Source organism: Sphingomonas sp. TF3 (assembly GCF_003985085.1).
Classification (GTDB): domain Bacteria; phylum Pseudomonadota; class Alphaproteobacteria; order Sphingomonadales; family Sphingomonadaceae; genus Sphingomonas.
Map to the genome: position 1 here is coordinate 176,665 of NZ_RWKS01000005.1, position 15,502 is coordinate 192,166.

The window sequence follows — 15,502 nt, forward strand, 5'->3', positions numbered from 1 at the left end:
TCAGCCGACCAGCGCCGTATGCAACGCCTCACCATCGATATGGTCGCGCTCGGCAATGACGACCAGCGTGGTGCGCCGCGCTTCACCCGGCCGCCACGGACGGTCATAATGGTAGCGCACGCGCGTGCCGACCGCCTGGACCAGCAGCCGCATCGGCTTGTCCGCCACCGCAGCATATCCCTTCACGCGCAAGATCTGGTGCTGCTGCGCGATGCGCACGATCCGGGCAGCCAGATCGGCGGGATCGGCGATTTCGCCGATGTCGAGCACGATGCTCTCGAAATCGTCATGCTCGTGATCGTCGTCGCCATCGTGATGCGACGGACGCGCCGCGATATCGTCTTCGGCGGCTGCGCCAAGCCCCAGAATTACGCGCGGATCGACCACGCCGTCGGTCAGCTCGAGGATCGGCACCGGTCGCGGTGCCTCGGCGGCGATAATCGCGCGTGCCGCCGCCACGCCTTCGGGACCCGCCAGATCGATCTTGGTGAGCAGGACGATATCGGCACAGGCCAGTTGGTCCTCAAACACTTCGGACAACGGGGTTTCATGGTCGATGCCGGGGTCGGCGGCGCGTTGCGCCTCCAGCGCTGCGAGATCGGGTGCGAAGCGGCCTGCCGCCACCGCCTCGGCATCGGCCAGCGCGACGACGCCATCGACGGTGATGCGGCTGCGGATCGCGGGCCAGTCGAACGCCTTCAACAAGGGTTTGGGCAGGGCGAGGCCGGAGGTCTCGATCAGGATATGATCGGGCCGAGGGTCGAGTGCCAGCAAGCGTTCGACGGTCGGAATGAAATCGTCGGCGACGGTGCAGCAGATGCAGCCATTGGCCAGTTCGACGATGTTTTCCGCAGGGCAATCCGGAATGGCGCAGCCCTGTAGAATATCTCCGTCGATGCCGAGCGTGCCGAATTCATTGACGACGACCGCGAGCCGCCGGCCGCCAGCGTTGCGGATCAGGTGCGTGATCACGGTGGTTTTTCCGGCCCCGAGGAAGCCGGTGACGATGGTGACGGGGATCTTGGAAAGATCGGACATGGTACATCTCCCCGCGCCAGGACGAACACAGGACGGGGCTTGCCGGCGCATGACCGGTCGGCGTGCGACCCGGACCGACGCGAGAGCGCCCATGGCCGCACGACCGTGCAGCCCCAGCCGCACAGTTTCGTCGCCCAGACGGAGAAGTACCGTGCCAAGACCATCCCCTGGATCTGGGCAAGAGCGACCGGTGCACTGGCAGGTCTCCTGGCTCACGGGTCACCGTTTGATACGCACCTTCCCAGATCCCCACTTGCGTGGCGTTCCAGTGGCTGCTCCCGCAAAGGGGAGACCTGCGCATCGCACTATCCGCTTACAGTTGCAGGGACAGCTGTGGATTTGGGAGCACGCTCCCGCACCACATTCCCATTCAAGCCCCTCGCGGGGCACCGGTGCGATCATGAACCCCCGGATTTCTCCGGAGAATTCGAGCACCGCTTAACCGAGTTCGCAGGCAATGCCAATGCGGCATGTTGGCCGGGTTCAGCCGGGCAGGCGGACCTCGATCTCGTCGAAGCGTTTCCAGCGATAGATGCCGAAGCTGACGATCCAGCACAGCACGAACAGGCCGATGATGGCAAACCCGAGCGTGTTGAATTGCTCGCCCAGCCGTGCCGCCGTCTCCCACGGCCAGCCCGCCAACCCCAGCTTTCCGCCGATCAGCGCCAGCGCCTCGATGCCGCCGATCACGATCGCGACGACTGCCGACATCAGCGTGATGGTGATGTTGTAATAGAGTTTGCGGATCGGTTTGACGAAGGCCCATTCATACGCCCCCAACATGACGACCCCGTCAGCGGTATCGATCAGCGCCATGCCCACGGCAAAGAGCAGCGGCAGCACGAGGATGGTGCCGATCGCGGTGCCATCGGCGGCCTGCTGTCCGGACAGCCCGAGGATCGCGACCTCGGTCGCCGTGTCGAAGCCCAGCCCGAACAGGAAACCGAGCGGGGCCATGTGCCACGGTCGGTTGACTAAGCGGAACATCGGTCGAAACACCCGCGCCAAGATGCCGCGCCCGGCCAGCAGCAAGTCGATATCCTCATCGACATAGGCACCGCCCGCGCGGACATGGGCAAAGGTCTTCCACACCGCGCGCAGGATGATGAGATTGGTCGCCGCGATGGCGAACAGGAACCCCGCCGACACGATGGTGGCGACGGTGCCGCCAATCTGCTTTAGCACCGCCATGCCGGCGAGTGCGCTCGCCGTCAGCGCGACGGCCACCGACGCGATTGCGATGATCCCGGAATGGCCGATCGCAAACCAGAAGCCCGTGCTGACCGGGCGCTGGCCATCCTGCATCAGCTTGCGGGTGACGTTGTCGATGGCGGCGATATGATCGGCATCGACCGCGTGGCGCAGCCCCAGACCCCAGGCGAGCAGGGCGGTGCCCAGCATCAGCGGGCGTTCGTGAAACAGCGTGAACGCCCAAATCCACGCGCCGATATTCGCCAGGATCAAGATCGTGAACAACCAGCCGATGCGGCGGCGCAGACCATCCTGGCGGGGCGGGGACGAAGCCGACGGTGCGTGCGTCATAACCAACAGACCCTTATCAACCGCTTGGGTCCCGACGCGCGGTCGCCCTTCAGACGCGCGCCGCCGCTACCGTCATTTCCTGCTGCATGGCAAGAGCCTGCCCAAAATCGAGAAGAGCCGGATCACGCCCCCTTGGGTCGCGCGATCTCGAACAGCGCAGGCCAGTTCTTGCCCGTGACGTAGAGCTTCCGCGCCGCGCGATCATACGCGATGCCGTTGGCAACCGAATCGGGGTCGGTCAGTTGCACCTGCGCGAGGAGCGGGGACAGGTCGATGAAGCCGAGCACCTTGCCGCTGACCGGATCGATCCGCGCGATATAGTGCGTCATCCAGATATTGGCGAGCAGCTCGCCATCGACATATTCGAGCTCGTTAATCTGGTCGAGCAAGCGGCCGTTGATCGTCACCGTCACGCGCCGGACGACCTTCTGAGTGGTCGGATCGAGAAAGCGCAACACCGGCGTGCCGTCCGACAGGATCAGCGCGTGCCCGTCATCGGTCATCGCCCAGCCTTCGCCGCTATAGCGGAATCCGCCGGTGCGCTTGAGACCCGGGAGCGACCAGCGAAACCCTTGGCCGCCATGCCAGGTGACGCTGAACAGTTGCTGTTTCCATGCAACGATGCCTTCACCAAACAGGCTCGGCGGCAATTTCACCCGCGCCAGGACGCGGCCGCTGGCCAAGTCGACGCGGCGAATGTCAGATTGCCCCTCCCGTCCGGTGCTCTCGTAGAGCACGCCGTGGTCGATCAGCAGACCTTCGGTAAAGGCGCTGGTGTCATGCGGGTAGCGGTTGAGGATCTGCGCCGTGGTGACGGGCGGCGGGGGTGCCGGTGGCGGAGCCGCGCCTTGCACGGCGAGGAGCGCGGCGAAGAGCAGGGTGCGGATCATAAAGCGCGAACCAATGTAACGGCGGTGGCGATCCACGGCGGATCGGTAACGACTTGCTGGCGGGCACCGGGGCCGAGCGGGAGAAGGTGCAGCTTCCCGTCCTCGCGCCCGATCAGGCGTGCGAACAGGAAACGACCCGCCGGGCGCGGGACAAGCACATCGCGGTTGAGCGCCTGGGCGAAATCCGTCGGTGGAATACGCACGCACCAGATGGTGTCGCCAGCACGATAGTCCCCCACGCCGGCCTGGACCGACACCGCGACATGCTCGGGTGCGGGGGCCGGGGGGACGACGGTTGCCGGGCGCTTGGGGGCATGCGCTCCGGTCGTATCGAGGATTGCGGCCACGGCGATGTCGGCGCGGTCGGGCAAGGTGACCAGATCGGCTGCGCGCACCCCCAATGCTGCCGCGATCCGGTTCAGCCAACCGACCGAGACGGTGCGCGTGCCGGTTTCCAGGCGACCGATCGTCTGCGCGGTGGTTGGCGGTATACACGCGCGCGCGACATCGTCGAGCGTCATGCCCTTGGCGCGCCGGACTTCGCGGATAGCGGTGATCATGCCAGCCTTCTAACCAAATTGGTTTTTTGCTGTCCTACATCCGTGGCCTCATGGCAACGCTTTTCGCGGAAGCGATGTGAGAGGAAACGGCGATGCGGGAACTGGTGGAGCGAGTGATAGAGGAATGCGGTGTGGTGCGCGGCGCGGCGACACCGCGCACGCATCGGCCTCGGCGCAGCGTCAGTGTGCATGTCGGCGAATCGCCGCTCAGCTGGCTGCGGGCGCATGGCAAGATCGATGCGCGGCAGTTCGAGGCGGGGGAGCGCTTGCGCGCGGACTATGAAATGGCGGCGCTCGCCCCGCGGGTGACGATGCAGTGGGCGGCACGGGTGGATGGCGGCGCTAGCGGGCTCGATCCGACACTGGCGCAGATAGCTGCAAAACGGCGCTTCGATGCGGCGATGGCGGCGCTTGGCGGTGGCTTGCGCGATGTCGCATGGCGCGTGGTGTGCGCGGGCGAGGGGCTGCCGGTCGCCGAGCGCGCACTCGGGTGGCCGCAGCGGGCCGGGCGAATCGTACTGACACTGGCGTTTGATCGCCTGGGCGATCATTATGGGTTGCGATGAGGTGGATCGTTGGGGGAAGAGGATGCCGATCAAGCGCGAAATGATGGTGCGGCGCGATGCGCTGACGCAGGTGGCGGTCAACGAGACGCTGGCCCCCGAGCCGGGCGAGGGTGAAATCCTGCTGCAGATCGAGGCGTTCGTGGTGACCGCCAACACCGTGACCTATGGCGTGGTCGGCGCGCAGATCGGATATTGGAATTTCTTCCCCGCGCCCGAAGGCTGGGGGATCGTGCCGGCTTGGGGCTATGCCCGCGTGGTCGCGTCGCGCGTCGCGGACATTGCGGTGGGCGAGCGGGTTTATGGCTTCCTGCCGATGGCGTCGCATCTGATCGTGCAGCCGGGCAAGATTTCGGCCGGGCTGTTTCGCGACATGGCGGCGCACCGCCAGCCGATGAGCGCGGTCTACAACCAATATCAGCGGCTGCGGGCCGATCCCGCGCACGACGCTGCGGTTGAGGATCTGCGGATGCTGTTCGAGCCCTTGTTCCTGACCAGCTTCCTGATCGAGGACACACTGCGCCGCGCGGGCTGGTACGGCACCGACACCGTCGTGCTGACCAGTGCGTCGAGCAAGACCGCGCTGGGCACAGCCTATGTGCTGCGCGAAGGCAGCCCGCAAATCCGCCGGATCGGTTTGACCAGCGCCGCGCATGTCGGCTTTGTCGAAAAGACCGGGCTGTACGATGCGGTGCTGGCTTATGACGCGATCGATGGTCTGGCGAGCATTGGCGAGGCTGTCCTCATCGATTTTGCCGGAAATGCGGCGCTGTTGCAGGCAGCCTACGCTGCGCTGCCGGACCGGGTGGCGCAATGCCTGCGCGTGGGCGTGACGCATCATGACGCAGGTGGCGAAACCGCGCTGCTGCCGGACCCGAAGCCGGTATGGTTCTTTGCACCCAATGCCGCGACCGCGCTGATTGGCGAGATCGGGCAGGAAGGGTTCAATGCAGCCGTCGCGGCGCAATGGAGCGGCTTTGTCGCCGTCGCGGCGGGGCTGGTACACGTCGAGCATGGCCAGGGCGTCGAGGCGTTGCAACGTATCTGGCGCACGCAGGTGGCGGGGCAGGCCGCGCCGGATACCGGGTTCGTCGTGCGGCTGTAGCTATCGTCGCGCGGGCCGCCCCGCTAAGGCCACAGACATGCACATCGATTTCATCAAATGTCATGGTTCGGGGAATGACTTCCCCCTGGTGGACGCGCGCGCGCTGACGCTGGACGACGCCAGCTGGGCACGGATCGCGGTGGCGCTGGCGGATCGGAACGGCAGCGTCGGCGGCGACGGGCTGTTGCTGTTGACGGCGGGGGATGCGCTCCACGCGATGGGCTTTCGCATGTTCAATTCCGACGGCAGCGAAGCCGAGACGTGTTTGAACGGCGTGCGCTGCGTGGCGCGTCTTGGGTTCGAGGCGCTCGGCATCGAGCGCGCGGCGATGCGGTTGCAGACATCGACGGTCGAGGTGTGGCGCGATCCTGACCTCGCACCGGGCGTGGCGACGATCCGCGAAGTGGCCGGGCCGGTCAATCTCGACGTGACGCAGTGGCCGATGACGGTGGGCGCGGAGCGGATTATCGATGCGCCGATCCCAGCGCTTGGCAGCGCACGCGTCTTTACTGCGGTGGCGATCCCCAATCCGCATCTGGTGAGCTTCGTCGATTCGGTCGACGAGGCCGAACTGGTCGCGCTGGGCGAGCGGTGCGAAGCGGCACCCGCCTGGCTGCCCAACCGCGCGAACGTCTCCTTTGTCGAGCTACGCGGCGAGGATGCGCTGTTCGTGCGCACGTTCGAACGCGGGGTGGGGCTGACCGACAGTTGCGGCAGCGCGATGGCGGCGTCGACCTATGCCGCGTGCCTGACCGGAAAGTGTGCATTCGGTCGCAACATCACGGTGTTCAATCGTGGCGGACTCGTTCGCGCCGAGGCGAGTGCCGATGGTATGGTGCGGTTGTCCGGCAATGCGACCTTCGAATGGGCAGGATCGGTCGATGTCGATCTGGCGACACGGACAGCGGGCCCGGTCACGGTGACGCACCGTAGCGATGACGAGGTTGCGGCATGGCGTGGCGTGATCGCGGCCATCGCCTAGGCGGTTCCTTGTCGCAACCAAAGTCGCGGTGCATCGTTGTCGCGCCGTAACATCCAAGGAGTTCCCCCGATGAGCCGTTTTTTTCGTAGTGCGCCGATGCTGGCGGCACTGATCGCTGGGTCGTGCGTGGCGACTGCGGCCCCGGCGCTGGCGCAGAGCCCAGCCGACGACCAGCGCTTCCAGCAAGCGCAGCAGCGCTTCGATAACGAGCTTGCGGTGTTCCGCCAGGAATTCGACCGCTACCAGCGTGCCCGCGCGCGCGGCTATGCCCCGCCGCCGCGGCCATATTACGATCCGCGTGGCGATGACCGCGACGAAGGCGGTTATGACCCCGCACGTTATTATCGAGACGATCCGCGTTATCAGGAGCGCGTGCTGAGTTCCGACGACCGCGTCTACCGCGGCAGCGACGGGCAGCTCTATTGCAAGCGCAACGACGGCACGACCGGCTTGATCGCCGGCGCGGTTGGCGGCGGTGTGCTCGGCAACCTGATCGCGGGCGGGCATTCGCGCGGCGTCGGCACGCTGCTTGGCGCGATTGCCGGCGGCGTGGTCGGCAAGACGGTCGACCAGAACAATACGCAGTTGCGCTGCCGCTAACGTAACCGGCTGCTGGTGCCGGGCTGCTGCAGGATCAATGGCGACCGAAGGTCGCGATCATCCGCAAGCCCAGCACCAGCGTATCCCGATCGCCGCCCTCGGTGCAGGCGCGCCGGATATATTGCAGATCGGGCTGAATCGTCAGGAACGGTGCCAGACGATCCTGATAGGTGATCTCGATCCCGTTTTCGGCCGATGCGGCGCGTTCGCCGGTATCGGCCACATTGGCCCGATAGCCGCTTGACAGCAGCCCGTGGGCGAGGCCGAACGATAAACGGCCTTCGGGGCGGCCGGGAACGACACCCCGGATATGGGCCCCGATCTGAAACCCGCCGCGGAACGGTGTGGTCTTCCCCTCCGAAAGCCCCGCGCGCAGGAACAAGGACAGCGCGTGCGCATCCCCGCCCGCGATATGTTGATCGACCAGCAGATAGGCCCCCATTGCAGCGCGGTGGACCGGGTTGCCATCGACATCGACCACGCGAATGTCGTCCTGCCGCCGCGTGTAGCGCCAAAGGCCGACCGCCAGTTTTCCGCCGCGCGTGCTTCCCGCCTCGGCGATGAGCAGCGCGCCGTCATGCATGGTCAGGTCAACGCCATATTGATCGCCGAGCACGCCCGCGCGCGCATTGACCACGGCAGCGCGCGCATAGCCTGACGTACCGATCGTAACGTTCAGCCGGGCCATCAACGCGGTCGAGGGAAAGATCGACGGACCATTAGGCCCGGTCGCGGCCAGTTCCGATCCGACGCCGAAAGCGGGGGCCATCAGGATCGCCGCCCCGTCATTCTGGTAGAAATCTGCGTTGAGATCGGCCAGCCCGACCAGCAGCGCGGCGCGGCCTCCGGCAAAAGCCTGCTCGATCCAGGCTTCGTACAGTTTGACCCGGCCATCAGCCACTTCGATATTGTCGATCCCCTGCAGCGTACCCGCAGCATCGTTGATGGCGCGGCCTTGATTGCTCAGCAGATGTACCCGGGCCTTCGCGCCGCGCCATCCGACCAGACGCGAGAGATCCGCGTCGGCGGTAAGTTCGAGATTGTCCAGAATGTCGGTCTGGCGCGCCTCGCCGCCGGCCGCGACGCCGATAAGATCGATGACATAGCGGCCGTCAAAGGTGATCGGACGCGGTTCGGGGGCAGCGGCGGCGCGGTCAGGCGCGTCCGATTGCGCAAAGGCCGGGCGGCCGCAGAGTATCGTCAGAGCAACAACGGAAGCAGAGAGCCAGCGCATCGATCATTTCCCAGACGAGCCCACGCCCGTTTTCAAAATATAGTCTATTATAGGATGGCTGAGGGGACTTGTGGGGGACGCGAACTACTCGCGAGCGACCGGGCGACATGTTCGGTGATGCAATGCTTCGCTTCCACGGACGTTGATCATCGAGTCCATTTGAAGGGGTTGGCCAAAATGACATCCAATAATTTTAGCGGCGGCCTGGCCAAGATGTCGCTCGCTCGCGCGATCCGGATCGCGGGGGTTGCGCTGCTCAGTCTGATGGTGGTGAGCGGTGGCAGCGGGATCGCCGCCGCCTGGTTACAGTCGGCCGCGTTGGAGCGGCAAAACGAGGCGGGTGCGCTGCTTGCCAATCATGAACTGGCTGACATGATGCACGACGCGATCCGCAGCGACGTCCTCGCCGCGTTCGAATCGACCACGCCCCATAGCGGCATCAAGATGGACGATGTCGTGAAGGACTTTGACGAACATCTTAAAGCGCTGCGCGACGGGATCGCCGCCGACGGCAGTTACACCGGCTCCGCCGACGTTGCGGCCGTCACGACCAAATTGGTCGCGCCGATGGAGGCTTATGCGACCTCCGCGACGCAGATCATCGCTCGGATCAAGACCGATCCGACGGGGGCCCGGGCGGATCTTCCGGGATTTTTCGATCAGTTCCGCACTCTTGAGGTTTCGATGGGGAAGGCGTCGGACGCAATTACGGCAAATGCCAAGCAAGCGTCCGATTCCGGCAAGATCGTAGGGATCGTGGCAATGGTCGCGTTGATCCTGATTGTCCTGCTGGGCATCGCCGGGACCTCGGCGCTCGTAATGGCGGCCATCCGCCATGTTATCCGCCCGATTGCGGGCCTTGCCGACACGATGCGCGAACTCGGCGCGGGCAATCTGGGCGTCGCGGTGGTCGGGGCGGATCGCGCTGACGAACTGGGCGATATGGCGCAGGCGATGCTGGCGTTTCGCGACCAGTTGCAAGCTGCCGAAGCCTCGAAGCAGGCGCAGGCGCAATTGATCGTCGATAGTCTGGGATCCGGCCTGACTTCGCTTGCCGAAGGGGATCTGACCGTTGCGGTGACCGCTAACCTGCAGGCACCGTTCACCGCGTTAAAGGACAATTTCAACAGCGCGGTCAGCGGATTGAACGCGCTGATCGCGGCGGTGACGCAGAGCGCGTCGGCGATCAGCACCGGATCGGGCGAAATCGCACAGGCGAGCGAGGATCTCGCCCGGCGCACCGAAGGCAATGCCGCCAGCCTGGAGCAGACCACGGCGGCGATCGCGCAGATCGAACAACGGCTAAAAGCAACCGCCGCCGCCGCCGCGCGCACCGTGCAGCGCGCAGACGGAGCGATCGCCACCGTCGCCGGCGGGCGCGGCATCGCCGATGAGGCGGTGCAGGCGATGAACCGAGTGAGCGAAAGCGCCAAGGGCATCGACAGCGTGATCGAGGGGCTCGACAAGATCGCGTTTCAGACGCGCGTGCTCGCCATGAACGCGGCCGTCGAGGCGGGGCGGGCGGGCGAGGCCGGGCGCGGCTTTGCGGTGGTGGCGGATCTCGTTTCGGCGCTGGCCATTCGGGCAGAGCAGGAAGCAGGGCGTGCGCGCGACCAGTTGACCGCAACGCAGACCGACATCGTCGCCGCGGTCGAGCGCGTCCACAGGGTCGACGGCGCGCTCTCGACGATTTCCGGGGATGTCGGCGAGGTTCATATGCTCTTGGGCGAGATGGCAAGCGACAACACGGCGCAGTCGACCATGATCTCGGAAATCAGTGCGGCGATTGGGACGATGGACCAGGCAACACAACAGAATGCAGCGATGGTCGAAGAAACCTCGGCGGCCGCGCGCAATTTGACCTCCGAAGTCGCCTCGCTGGCGAATCAGGCTGCGCAGTTCACGATCGGGGACGCGGGGTCACCGCCGCAGATGCGGAGCTATGCAAAGGCGGCGCGCAAAGCGCCAGCCGGTCGATCGCGCACCTTGCCGGTCGTGGCGATAGTGACCAAGAGCGGCGCAGGTGACGATTGGGCGACGTTTTGAGGCGGCACGCTCCGCGATAACCAAATAGGCACAAAACGGCTTGACATCGCGGCGCTGTTTTGGTACATAAAGAGAACGATGAAGAATTGCGAGTCGGCCCCTCGGGGTCGACCAACGGGCCGGGGCGGAAACGCCTTTCGGCCCGTTTTGCTGTGCGGAGGGCCGAATGGACGGGATTACGGCAGGAAACAATCGCGTACTGCAAGTCCGCCGGTTGCGCCCGGGCGGGTTCGACAAGGCCAAGCGCAAGCGCTTCCTCGATACGCTGGCGGCGACGTGCAACGTCACCTCGGCGGTGCGGGCGGCGGGCGTGGCTCAGTCGAGCTGCTATCGCGCGCGGATGCGCGATGCGGCCTTCGCGGCGGCATGGGAGGCGGCGATCGCCACCGGCTATCAACGGCTGGAGGAGGCGTTGCTCGATTATGCGCTGGCGCGCGTTGTCGGTGAGATGCCCGATCCCGCCGCCGCCGATCCCGAGGCGGTGGCGCAAAGCCCGATCACGGCGCTTGCCGAGCGCACCATTTCGGCCAGCGATCTGCACTTCGCGGTCGGCTTGCTCAATCGGCAACGCGCTGCCGCCGAGGGAAAGGTTACGCTCGGGCGCGGGGTGAAAATGGCGTCCCCGGCTGAAACCGACGCGGCGCTGCGGCGCAAGCTCGATCAGCTCGCACGGCGGATGGGGTCGAAATGAGCGAGCGATATTCCGGCGAGCAAGCGCGGGCGCTGGTGCTGGAGCTGGCGCGCTTGCCGGCGGGCGTGCGCGAAACAGTGCTGCGCGACCTGACCGCCGCGCAGCGGGCCGAACTCAATTGGAGCTGGGAGCGCTGGACGCAGGAAGGGCAGGAGCCGCCCGCCGGCCCGTGGCGGGTGTGGCTGATCCGCGCCGGGCGCGGTTTCGGCAAGACGCGGGCGGGTGCGGAATGGGTGAGCGAGATCGCGCGCGCAACGCCGGGCACGCGGATCGCGCTGGTCGGCGCGACGATCGAGGATGTGCGGCGCGTGATGATCGAGGGCGAAAGCGGGCTGATCGCGGTGGCGCGGCCGGGCGAATCGGTCGACTATCGATCGCGCGGCACCGAAGTGGAGTTTGCCTCCAAGGCCCGCGCGACGATCTTTTCGGCGAGCGCGCCCGAGAAACTGCGTGGGCCTGAACATGCCGCCGCCTGGTGCGACGAACTCGCCAAATGGCGCAATGGCGATGCGACCTGGGACAATCTGATGCTGGGGATGCGGATGGGCGACGCCCCGCAAGTGGTGGTGACGACAACGCCGCGCCCGACTCCGTTGCTGCGCCGGATCATGGCGCTGGAGGGCTTGGCGCAAAGCGGTGGGAGCTCCCACAAGAACGTGTTCCTACCCGAGAGCTTTCTGGCGGCAATCGAGCGGGCCTATGGCGGCACGCGGCTGGGGCGGCAGGAGATTGCGGGCGAGCTGCTCGCCGATGTCGAAGGGGCTTTGTGGACACACGCTCAGTTCGATGCGGCGCGGGTGGTGTCTGCCCCGGCGTTGGTGCGCACGGTGGTCGCGGTCGATCCCCCGGCCGGGACCGAATCCGGGCGCGGCGGCGATGCGTGCGGGATCGTCGCGGCCGGGCTCGGGCGTGACGGGCGCGGTTATGTGCTGGAGGATGCAAGCGTCACGGGCTTATCCCCCGAAGGCTGGGCGCAGGCGGTGGCGGGGTGCGCCGCGCGCCACCGCGCGGACCGTGTCATCGCCGAGAAGAATCAGGGCGGGCGGATGGTGCAGAGCGTGCTGCTCGCCGCCGATGCGAGCCTGCCGCTGAAGCTGGTCCATGCCAGCGACGGCAAGGTCGCGCGCGCCGAGCCGGTGGCGTTGCTGTACGAGCGCGGGGACGTCTCGCATGTCGGCGCGATGCCCGATTTGGAGCGCGAATTGTGCGGGTTGGTGGTGGGTGGCGGCTATCAAGGGCCGAGCCGCTCCCCCGACCGCGCCGACGCCTTGGTCTGGGCGCTGGGCGAGCTGTTGCTCAAACGGCGCGGCGGCGGGCGGGTGCGGGGATTGTAAGGTAGGACCGTTCCACCGCATGGCGTCCGTTCGTCGTGCGCGCTAACGCCGTCACCTACGACAGGAAGGACGAACGTCATGGTTCCCCGCGAAATGATCGACAGCGCGCGCATCCCTGGTGGGGACGAGATGACGCTGTACCGGCGCGGCGACGATTTCATGATCGTGGTCGACCGCAACGAATTGATGAGCACGCGGATGAACGGCTCGGAAGAGGCGCTGGGCACGATGGCGTGCGCGCGGATCGCGGGAGTGGCGGCACCGCGCGTGCTGATCGGCGGGTACGGCATGGGCTTTACGCTGCGCGCGGTGCTGGGCGTGGTCGGCCCCAAGGCCGAGGTGACGGTGGCGGAACTGGTGCCCGAAATCCTCGCCTGGGCGCGCGGGCCAATGGCGGCGGTGGCGAAAGGGTGCCTCGACGATCCGCGCGTGTGCGTGGTCGAGGCCGATGTTGCCGAGGCGATTGCCGCTGCGCCGGGCGGCTATGATGCGATCCTGCTCGATGTCGATAACGGGCCGGACGGGCTGGTGCGCGCCGAGAACAACCGGCTTTATGCCCCGCGCGGGCTGGCGGCGGCGCGCGCGGCGTTGCGGCCGGGCGGGGTGCTGGCGGTGTGGTCGGCGGCACCAGATGCGCGCTTCGTCACGCGGTTGAAGAGCGCGGGCTTTGTCGTCGAGGAAGTGGCGGTGAAGGCGCGGCAGAACGGCAAGGGGCCGCGCCATGTGATCTGGTTCGCGACGCTGGCGGGGTAACGGGCAAGAGACGCGCGAGCCTCTCGTCACCCCGGGCGTGTCCCGGGGTCCACCGTGCCGCGGGTTCTGCGGCCGCAGGATAAGGATCGGGGTGGACCCCGGGACGAGCCCGGGGTGACGGATGCTTGGGGTTCTCCCAGAGCGCGACGTCTGCCCGTCTTTTCTCTACGAGAAGGAAAACAGCATGAAATGGTTCGGCTGGAAGGCAGCCGGGCGCGAGGAATCGCGTCCGGCGCTGGAGTTTCGGCGTGCGCGCTTTGCCGAGGGGGCGGCGATCGGCGCGCTCCCGCAAAGTTATGCGGAACAGGTGCGCGCGCTGTATCTGCGAAATGCGATTGCGCAGCGCGCGGTGCGGCTGGTGACCGATGCGGTGGGCGATGCGCCGCTGAGCGGCGATGCAGACGCGGTGCGGTTGGTGCAGGCGCGCTCCGGCGGGCAAGCGCTGGGGGCGACGGTGGCGGCGCATTTGCTGCTCCACGGCAATGCCTATGTCCAGTTGCTGACCGATGCGGCGGGCGAGCTGGTCGAGCTGTTTGCGCTGCGCCCCGAGCGGGTGACGGTGGAGCCCGATGCCGCGGGCTGGCCCGTCGCCTATCGCTATACCGTCGGCGAGCGCAGCGTGCGGCTGGGGGCGGAGGCACCGCGGCCCGAGATCGTGCAGATCAAGCTGTTTCACCCGCTCGACGACCATTATGGCCTGGGCTGCCTGAGCGGCGCGGCGAGCGCGATTGCGCTGCACAATGCGACGGCGGCGTGGAATGCGGGGCTGCTCGACAATGCCGCGCGGCCCTCGGGCGCGTTGATCTATGATCCCGGCGACGGCGCGCCGCTGTCGCGCGAGCAATTCGCGCGGCTGCGCGCGGAAATGGAGGCGAGCTTTGCCGGGAGCCGCAATGCCGGCCGGCCGATGCTGCTGGAAGGCGGGCTCAAATGGCAAGCGCTGAGCCTCTCCCCCGCCGACATGGATTTTGCCGGCATGAAGGCGACGGCGGCGCGCGAGATTGCAACCGCCTTTGGCGTGCCGCCGATGCTGCTCGGCCTGCCCGGCGACGCGACCTATGCCAATTACAAGGAAGCCAGCCGGGCCTTGTGGCGATCGACCGTGTTGCCACTGGCGGGGACGATTTTGGACGGGCTGGCGCAAGGGCTGCGCGCCTGGCTGCCGGGGGTGACGCTGAGCGTCGATCTCGACCGGGTGACCGCGCTGGCCGAGGATCGCGAGCGGCTGTGGGGGCAAGTCAGCGCGGCCGATTTCCTGAGCCGGGAGGAGAAGCGCGCGATGGTCGGCGTGGAGGGAATGCCATGAGCAGTGCGGTGCTGGCGCAATTGATGGCGCAAGGCGCGGGCGAGGGCGCGGATCTGGCGACGCTGCGCGCGATCATCGAGGAAGCGGGCGAACTGGCGGCGGCGCGGGCGATGGCGCGGCTGGGGCTGGATGATGCCGCCGCCGCCAAGGACATGGCCGAATTGCGCGAGCTGCTGGGCGCCTGGCGCGACGCCAAAAGATCGGTTTGGAAGGCAGTGCTCGGATGGGTGGTGCGCATTGCGGGCGCGCTGCTGCTGACGGGGCTCGCTGCCAAATTCGGCTTTTGGGATTGGGTGAAGTGAGCGGGGGCACCGGACAGCCCCTCCCCTTCAGGGGAGGGGTTGGGGTGGGGCCCATCCACCAATCGCAGATGTCGAATTTGCGGCCCGGCCCCACCCCCAGCCCCTCCCCTGAAGGGGAGGGGAGGAGAGCGGTGCCACTCCGCTTCGCCGGCTATGCGGCGGTGTTCGATGCGGTCGACCATGGCGGGGACGTGATCCGGCGCGGGGCGTTCGGCGATGCGCCAGCGGCGGTGCCGCTGCTGTGGCAGCATCGCGGGCAAGCGGTCGGCACGATCGAGCGGATCGCCACCGATGCGCGCGGGCTGCGTGTGATCGGGCGGATCGACGATGCGCGCGTCGCGCGGCTGGTGCGCGGGGGTGCATTGCGCGGGCTGTCGATCGGCTTTCGCGCGCGGGGTGCGGTGCGGGGCCAGGTGCGCGAGCTGACGACGGTCGATCTGGTCGAGGTCAGCCTGGTCGCGCGGCCGCTGCAGCCGCTGGCGCGGGTGCACCGCGTGGAGGAGCAGGCCACCGGCCCGTGACGCGGGGGAGCGTGGCATTTTCGGACAGGGCCTGA

16 protein-coding genes and 1 riboswitch are annotated in these 15,502 nt (G+C 67.0%); of the genes, 11 read left to right on the forward strand and 5 right to left on the reverse strand.

The features are described from left to right. The 4 genes from cobW to EJC47_RS06255 form a co-directional block, all read right to left on the reverse strand. Positions 1-1,038 (reverse strand): cobalamin biosynthesis protein CobW, encoded by a 1,038-nt coding sequence (cobW, locus tag EJC47_RS06240; protein ID WP_126846085.1) that lies wholly within the window; start codon positions 1,036-1,038, stop codon positions 1-3. A gap of 180 nt (positions 1,039-1,218) precedes the next feature. Then, positions 1,219-1,447, reverse strand: a riboswitch (cobalamin riboswitch). A gap of 74 nt (positions 1,448-1,521) precedes the next feature. Further along, on the reverse strand, positions 1,522-2,580 hold the full coding sequence (locus EJC47_RS06245; RefSeq protein WP_052192457.1) for a HoxN/HupN/NixA family nickel/cobalt transporter: 1,059 nt from the start codon (positions 2,578-2,580) through the stop codon (positions 1,522-1,524). 122 nt (positions 2,581-2,702) lie between these two features. After that, positions 2,703-3,470: a glutaminyl-peptide cyclotransferase gene (locus tag EJC47_RS06250; RefSeq protein WP_126846087.1), complete on the reverse strand. Its 768-nt coding sequence runs from the start codon at positions 3,468-3,470 to the stop codon at positions 2,703-2,705. Next, a complete protein-coding gene (locus EJC47_RS06255) occupies positions 3,467-4,030 on the reverse strand; it encodes a helix-turn-helix domain-containing protein (protein WP_126846089.1) in 564 nt (187 codons plus the stop codon). Before EJC47_RS06255 ends, EJC47_RS06250 begins: the two co-directional genes overlap by 4 nt. 92 nt (positions 4,031-4,122) lie before the next feature. On the opposite strand from EJC47_RS06255, the gene EJC47_RS06260 reads away from it, so the two are divergent. From EJC47_RS06260 to EJC47_RS06275, 4 genes are all read left to right on the forward strand, one after another. Beyond that, the gene (locus tag EJC47_RS06260; RefSeq protein ID WP_126846091.1) at positions 4,123-4,596 is read left to right on the forward strand and encodes a DUF6456 domain-containing protein; all 474 of its coding nucleotides are present in this window, start codon (positions 4,123-4,125) and stop codon (positions 4,594-4,596) included. Between the two features lie 22 nt (positions 4,597-4,618). Further along, complete coding sequence (locus EJC47_RS06265) at positions 4,619-5,698, forward strand: DUF2855 family protein (protein ID WP_126846093.1); 1,080 nt, start codon at positions 4,619-4,621, stop codon at positions 5,696-5,698. Positions 5,699-5,735: 37 nt separating this feature from the next. Further along, positions 5,736-6,680 carry a diaminopimelate epimerase gene (gene dapF, locus EJC47_RS06270; protein ID WP_126846095.1) on the forward strand — a complete coding sequence of 315 codons (945 nt, stop codon included), beginning with the start codon at positions 5,736-5,738 and terminating at the stop codon, positions 6,678-6,680. A gap of 69 nt (positions 6,681-6,749) precedes the next feature. After that, on the forward strand, positions 6,750-7,280 hold the full coding sequence (locus EJC47_RS06275; protein WP_126846097.1) for a glycine zipper 2TM domain-containing protein: 531 nt from the start codon (positions 6,750-6,752) through the stop codon (positions 7,278-7,280). A 34-nt stretch (positions 7,281-7,314) separates the two neighbouring features. On the opposite strand, the gene EJC47_RS06280 is transcribed toward EJC47_RS06275, so the two are convergent. Further along, positions 7,315-8,514 carry a carbohydrate porin gene (locus tag EJC47_RS06280; RefSeq protein WP_126846099.1) on the reverse strand — a complete coding sequence of 400 codons (1,200 nt, stop codon included), beginning with the start codon at positions 8,512-8,514 and terminating at the stop codon, positions 7,315-7,317. A gap of 177 nt (positions 8,515-8,691) precedes the next feature. Between EJC47_RS06280 and EJC47_RS06285 the strand changes: the two genes are divergently transcribed. The 7 genes from EJC47_RS06285 (at position 8,692) to EJC47_RS06315 (ending at position 15,467) form a co-directional block, all read left to right on the forward strand. Then, on the forward strand, positions 8,692-10,560 hold the full coding sequence (locus EJC47_RS06285) for a methyl-accepting chemotaxis protein (RefSeq protein WP_231565251.1): 1,869 nt from the start codon (positions 8,692-8,694) through the stop codon (positions 10,558-10,560). 166 nt (positions 10,561-10,726) lie between these two features. Continuing rightward, positions 10,727-11,251 (forward strand): hypothetical protein, encoded by a 525-nt coding sequence (locus EJC47_RS06290; protein ID WP_126846101.1) that lies wholly within the window; start codon positions 10,727-10,729, stop codon positions 11,249-11,251. Continuing rightward, entirely contained in the window at positions 11,248-12,585 is a 1,338-nt protein-coding gene (locus tag EJC47_RS06295) for a DNA-packaging protein (protein ID WP_126846103.1), read from the forward strand. Before EJC47_RS06290 ends, EJC47_RS06295 begins: the two co-directional genes overlap by 4 nt. A 78-nt stretch (positions 12,586-12,663) precedes the next feature. Beyond that, on the forward strand, positions 12,664-13,338 hold the full coding sequence (locus EJC47_RS06300; protein ID WP_126846105.1) for a spermidine synthase: 675 nt from the start codon (positions 12,664-12,666) through the stop codon (positions 13,336-13,338). A 184-nt stretch (positions 13,339-13,522) separates the two neighbouring features. After that, positions 13,523-14,644, forward strand: a complete 1,122-nt coding sequence (locus EJC47_RS06305; RefSeq protein WP_126846107.1) for a phage portal protein — start codon at positions 13,523-13,525, stop codon at positions 14,642-14,644. Continuing rightward, positions 14,641-14,946: a DUF6127 family protein gene (locus EJC47_RS06310; protein WP_126846109.1), complete on the forward strand. Its 306-nt coding sequence runs from the start codon at positions 14,641-14,643 to the stop codon at positions 14,944-14,946. Before EJC47_RS06305 ends, EJC47_RS06310 begins: the two co-directional genes overlap by 4 nt. Before the next feature lie 131 nt (positions 14,947-15,077). After that, positions 15,078-15,467: an HK97 family phage prohead protease gene (locus EJC47_RS06315; RefSeq protein ID WP_185867576.1), complete on the forward strand. Its 390-nt coding sequence runs from the start codon at positions 15,078-15,080 to the stop codon at positions 15,465-15,467. The last annotated feature ends 35 nt before the right edge of the window (positions 15,468-15,502 follow it).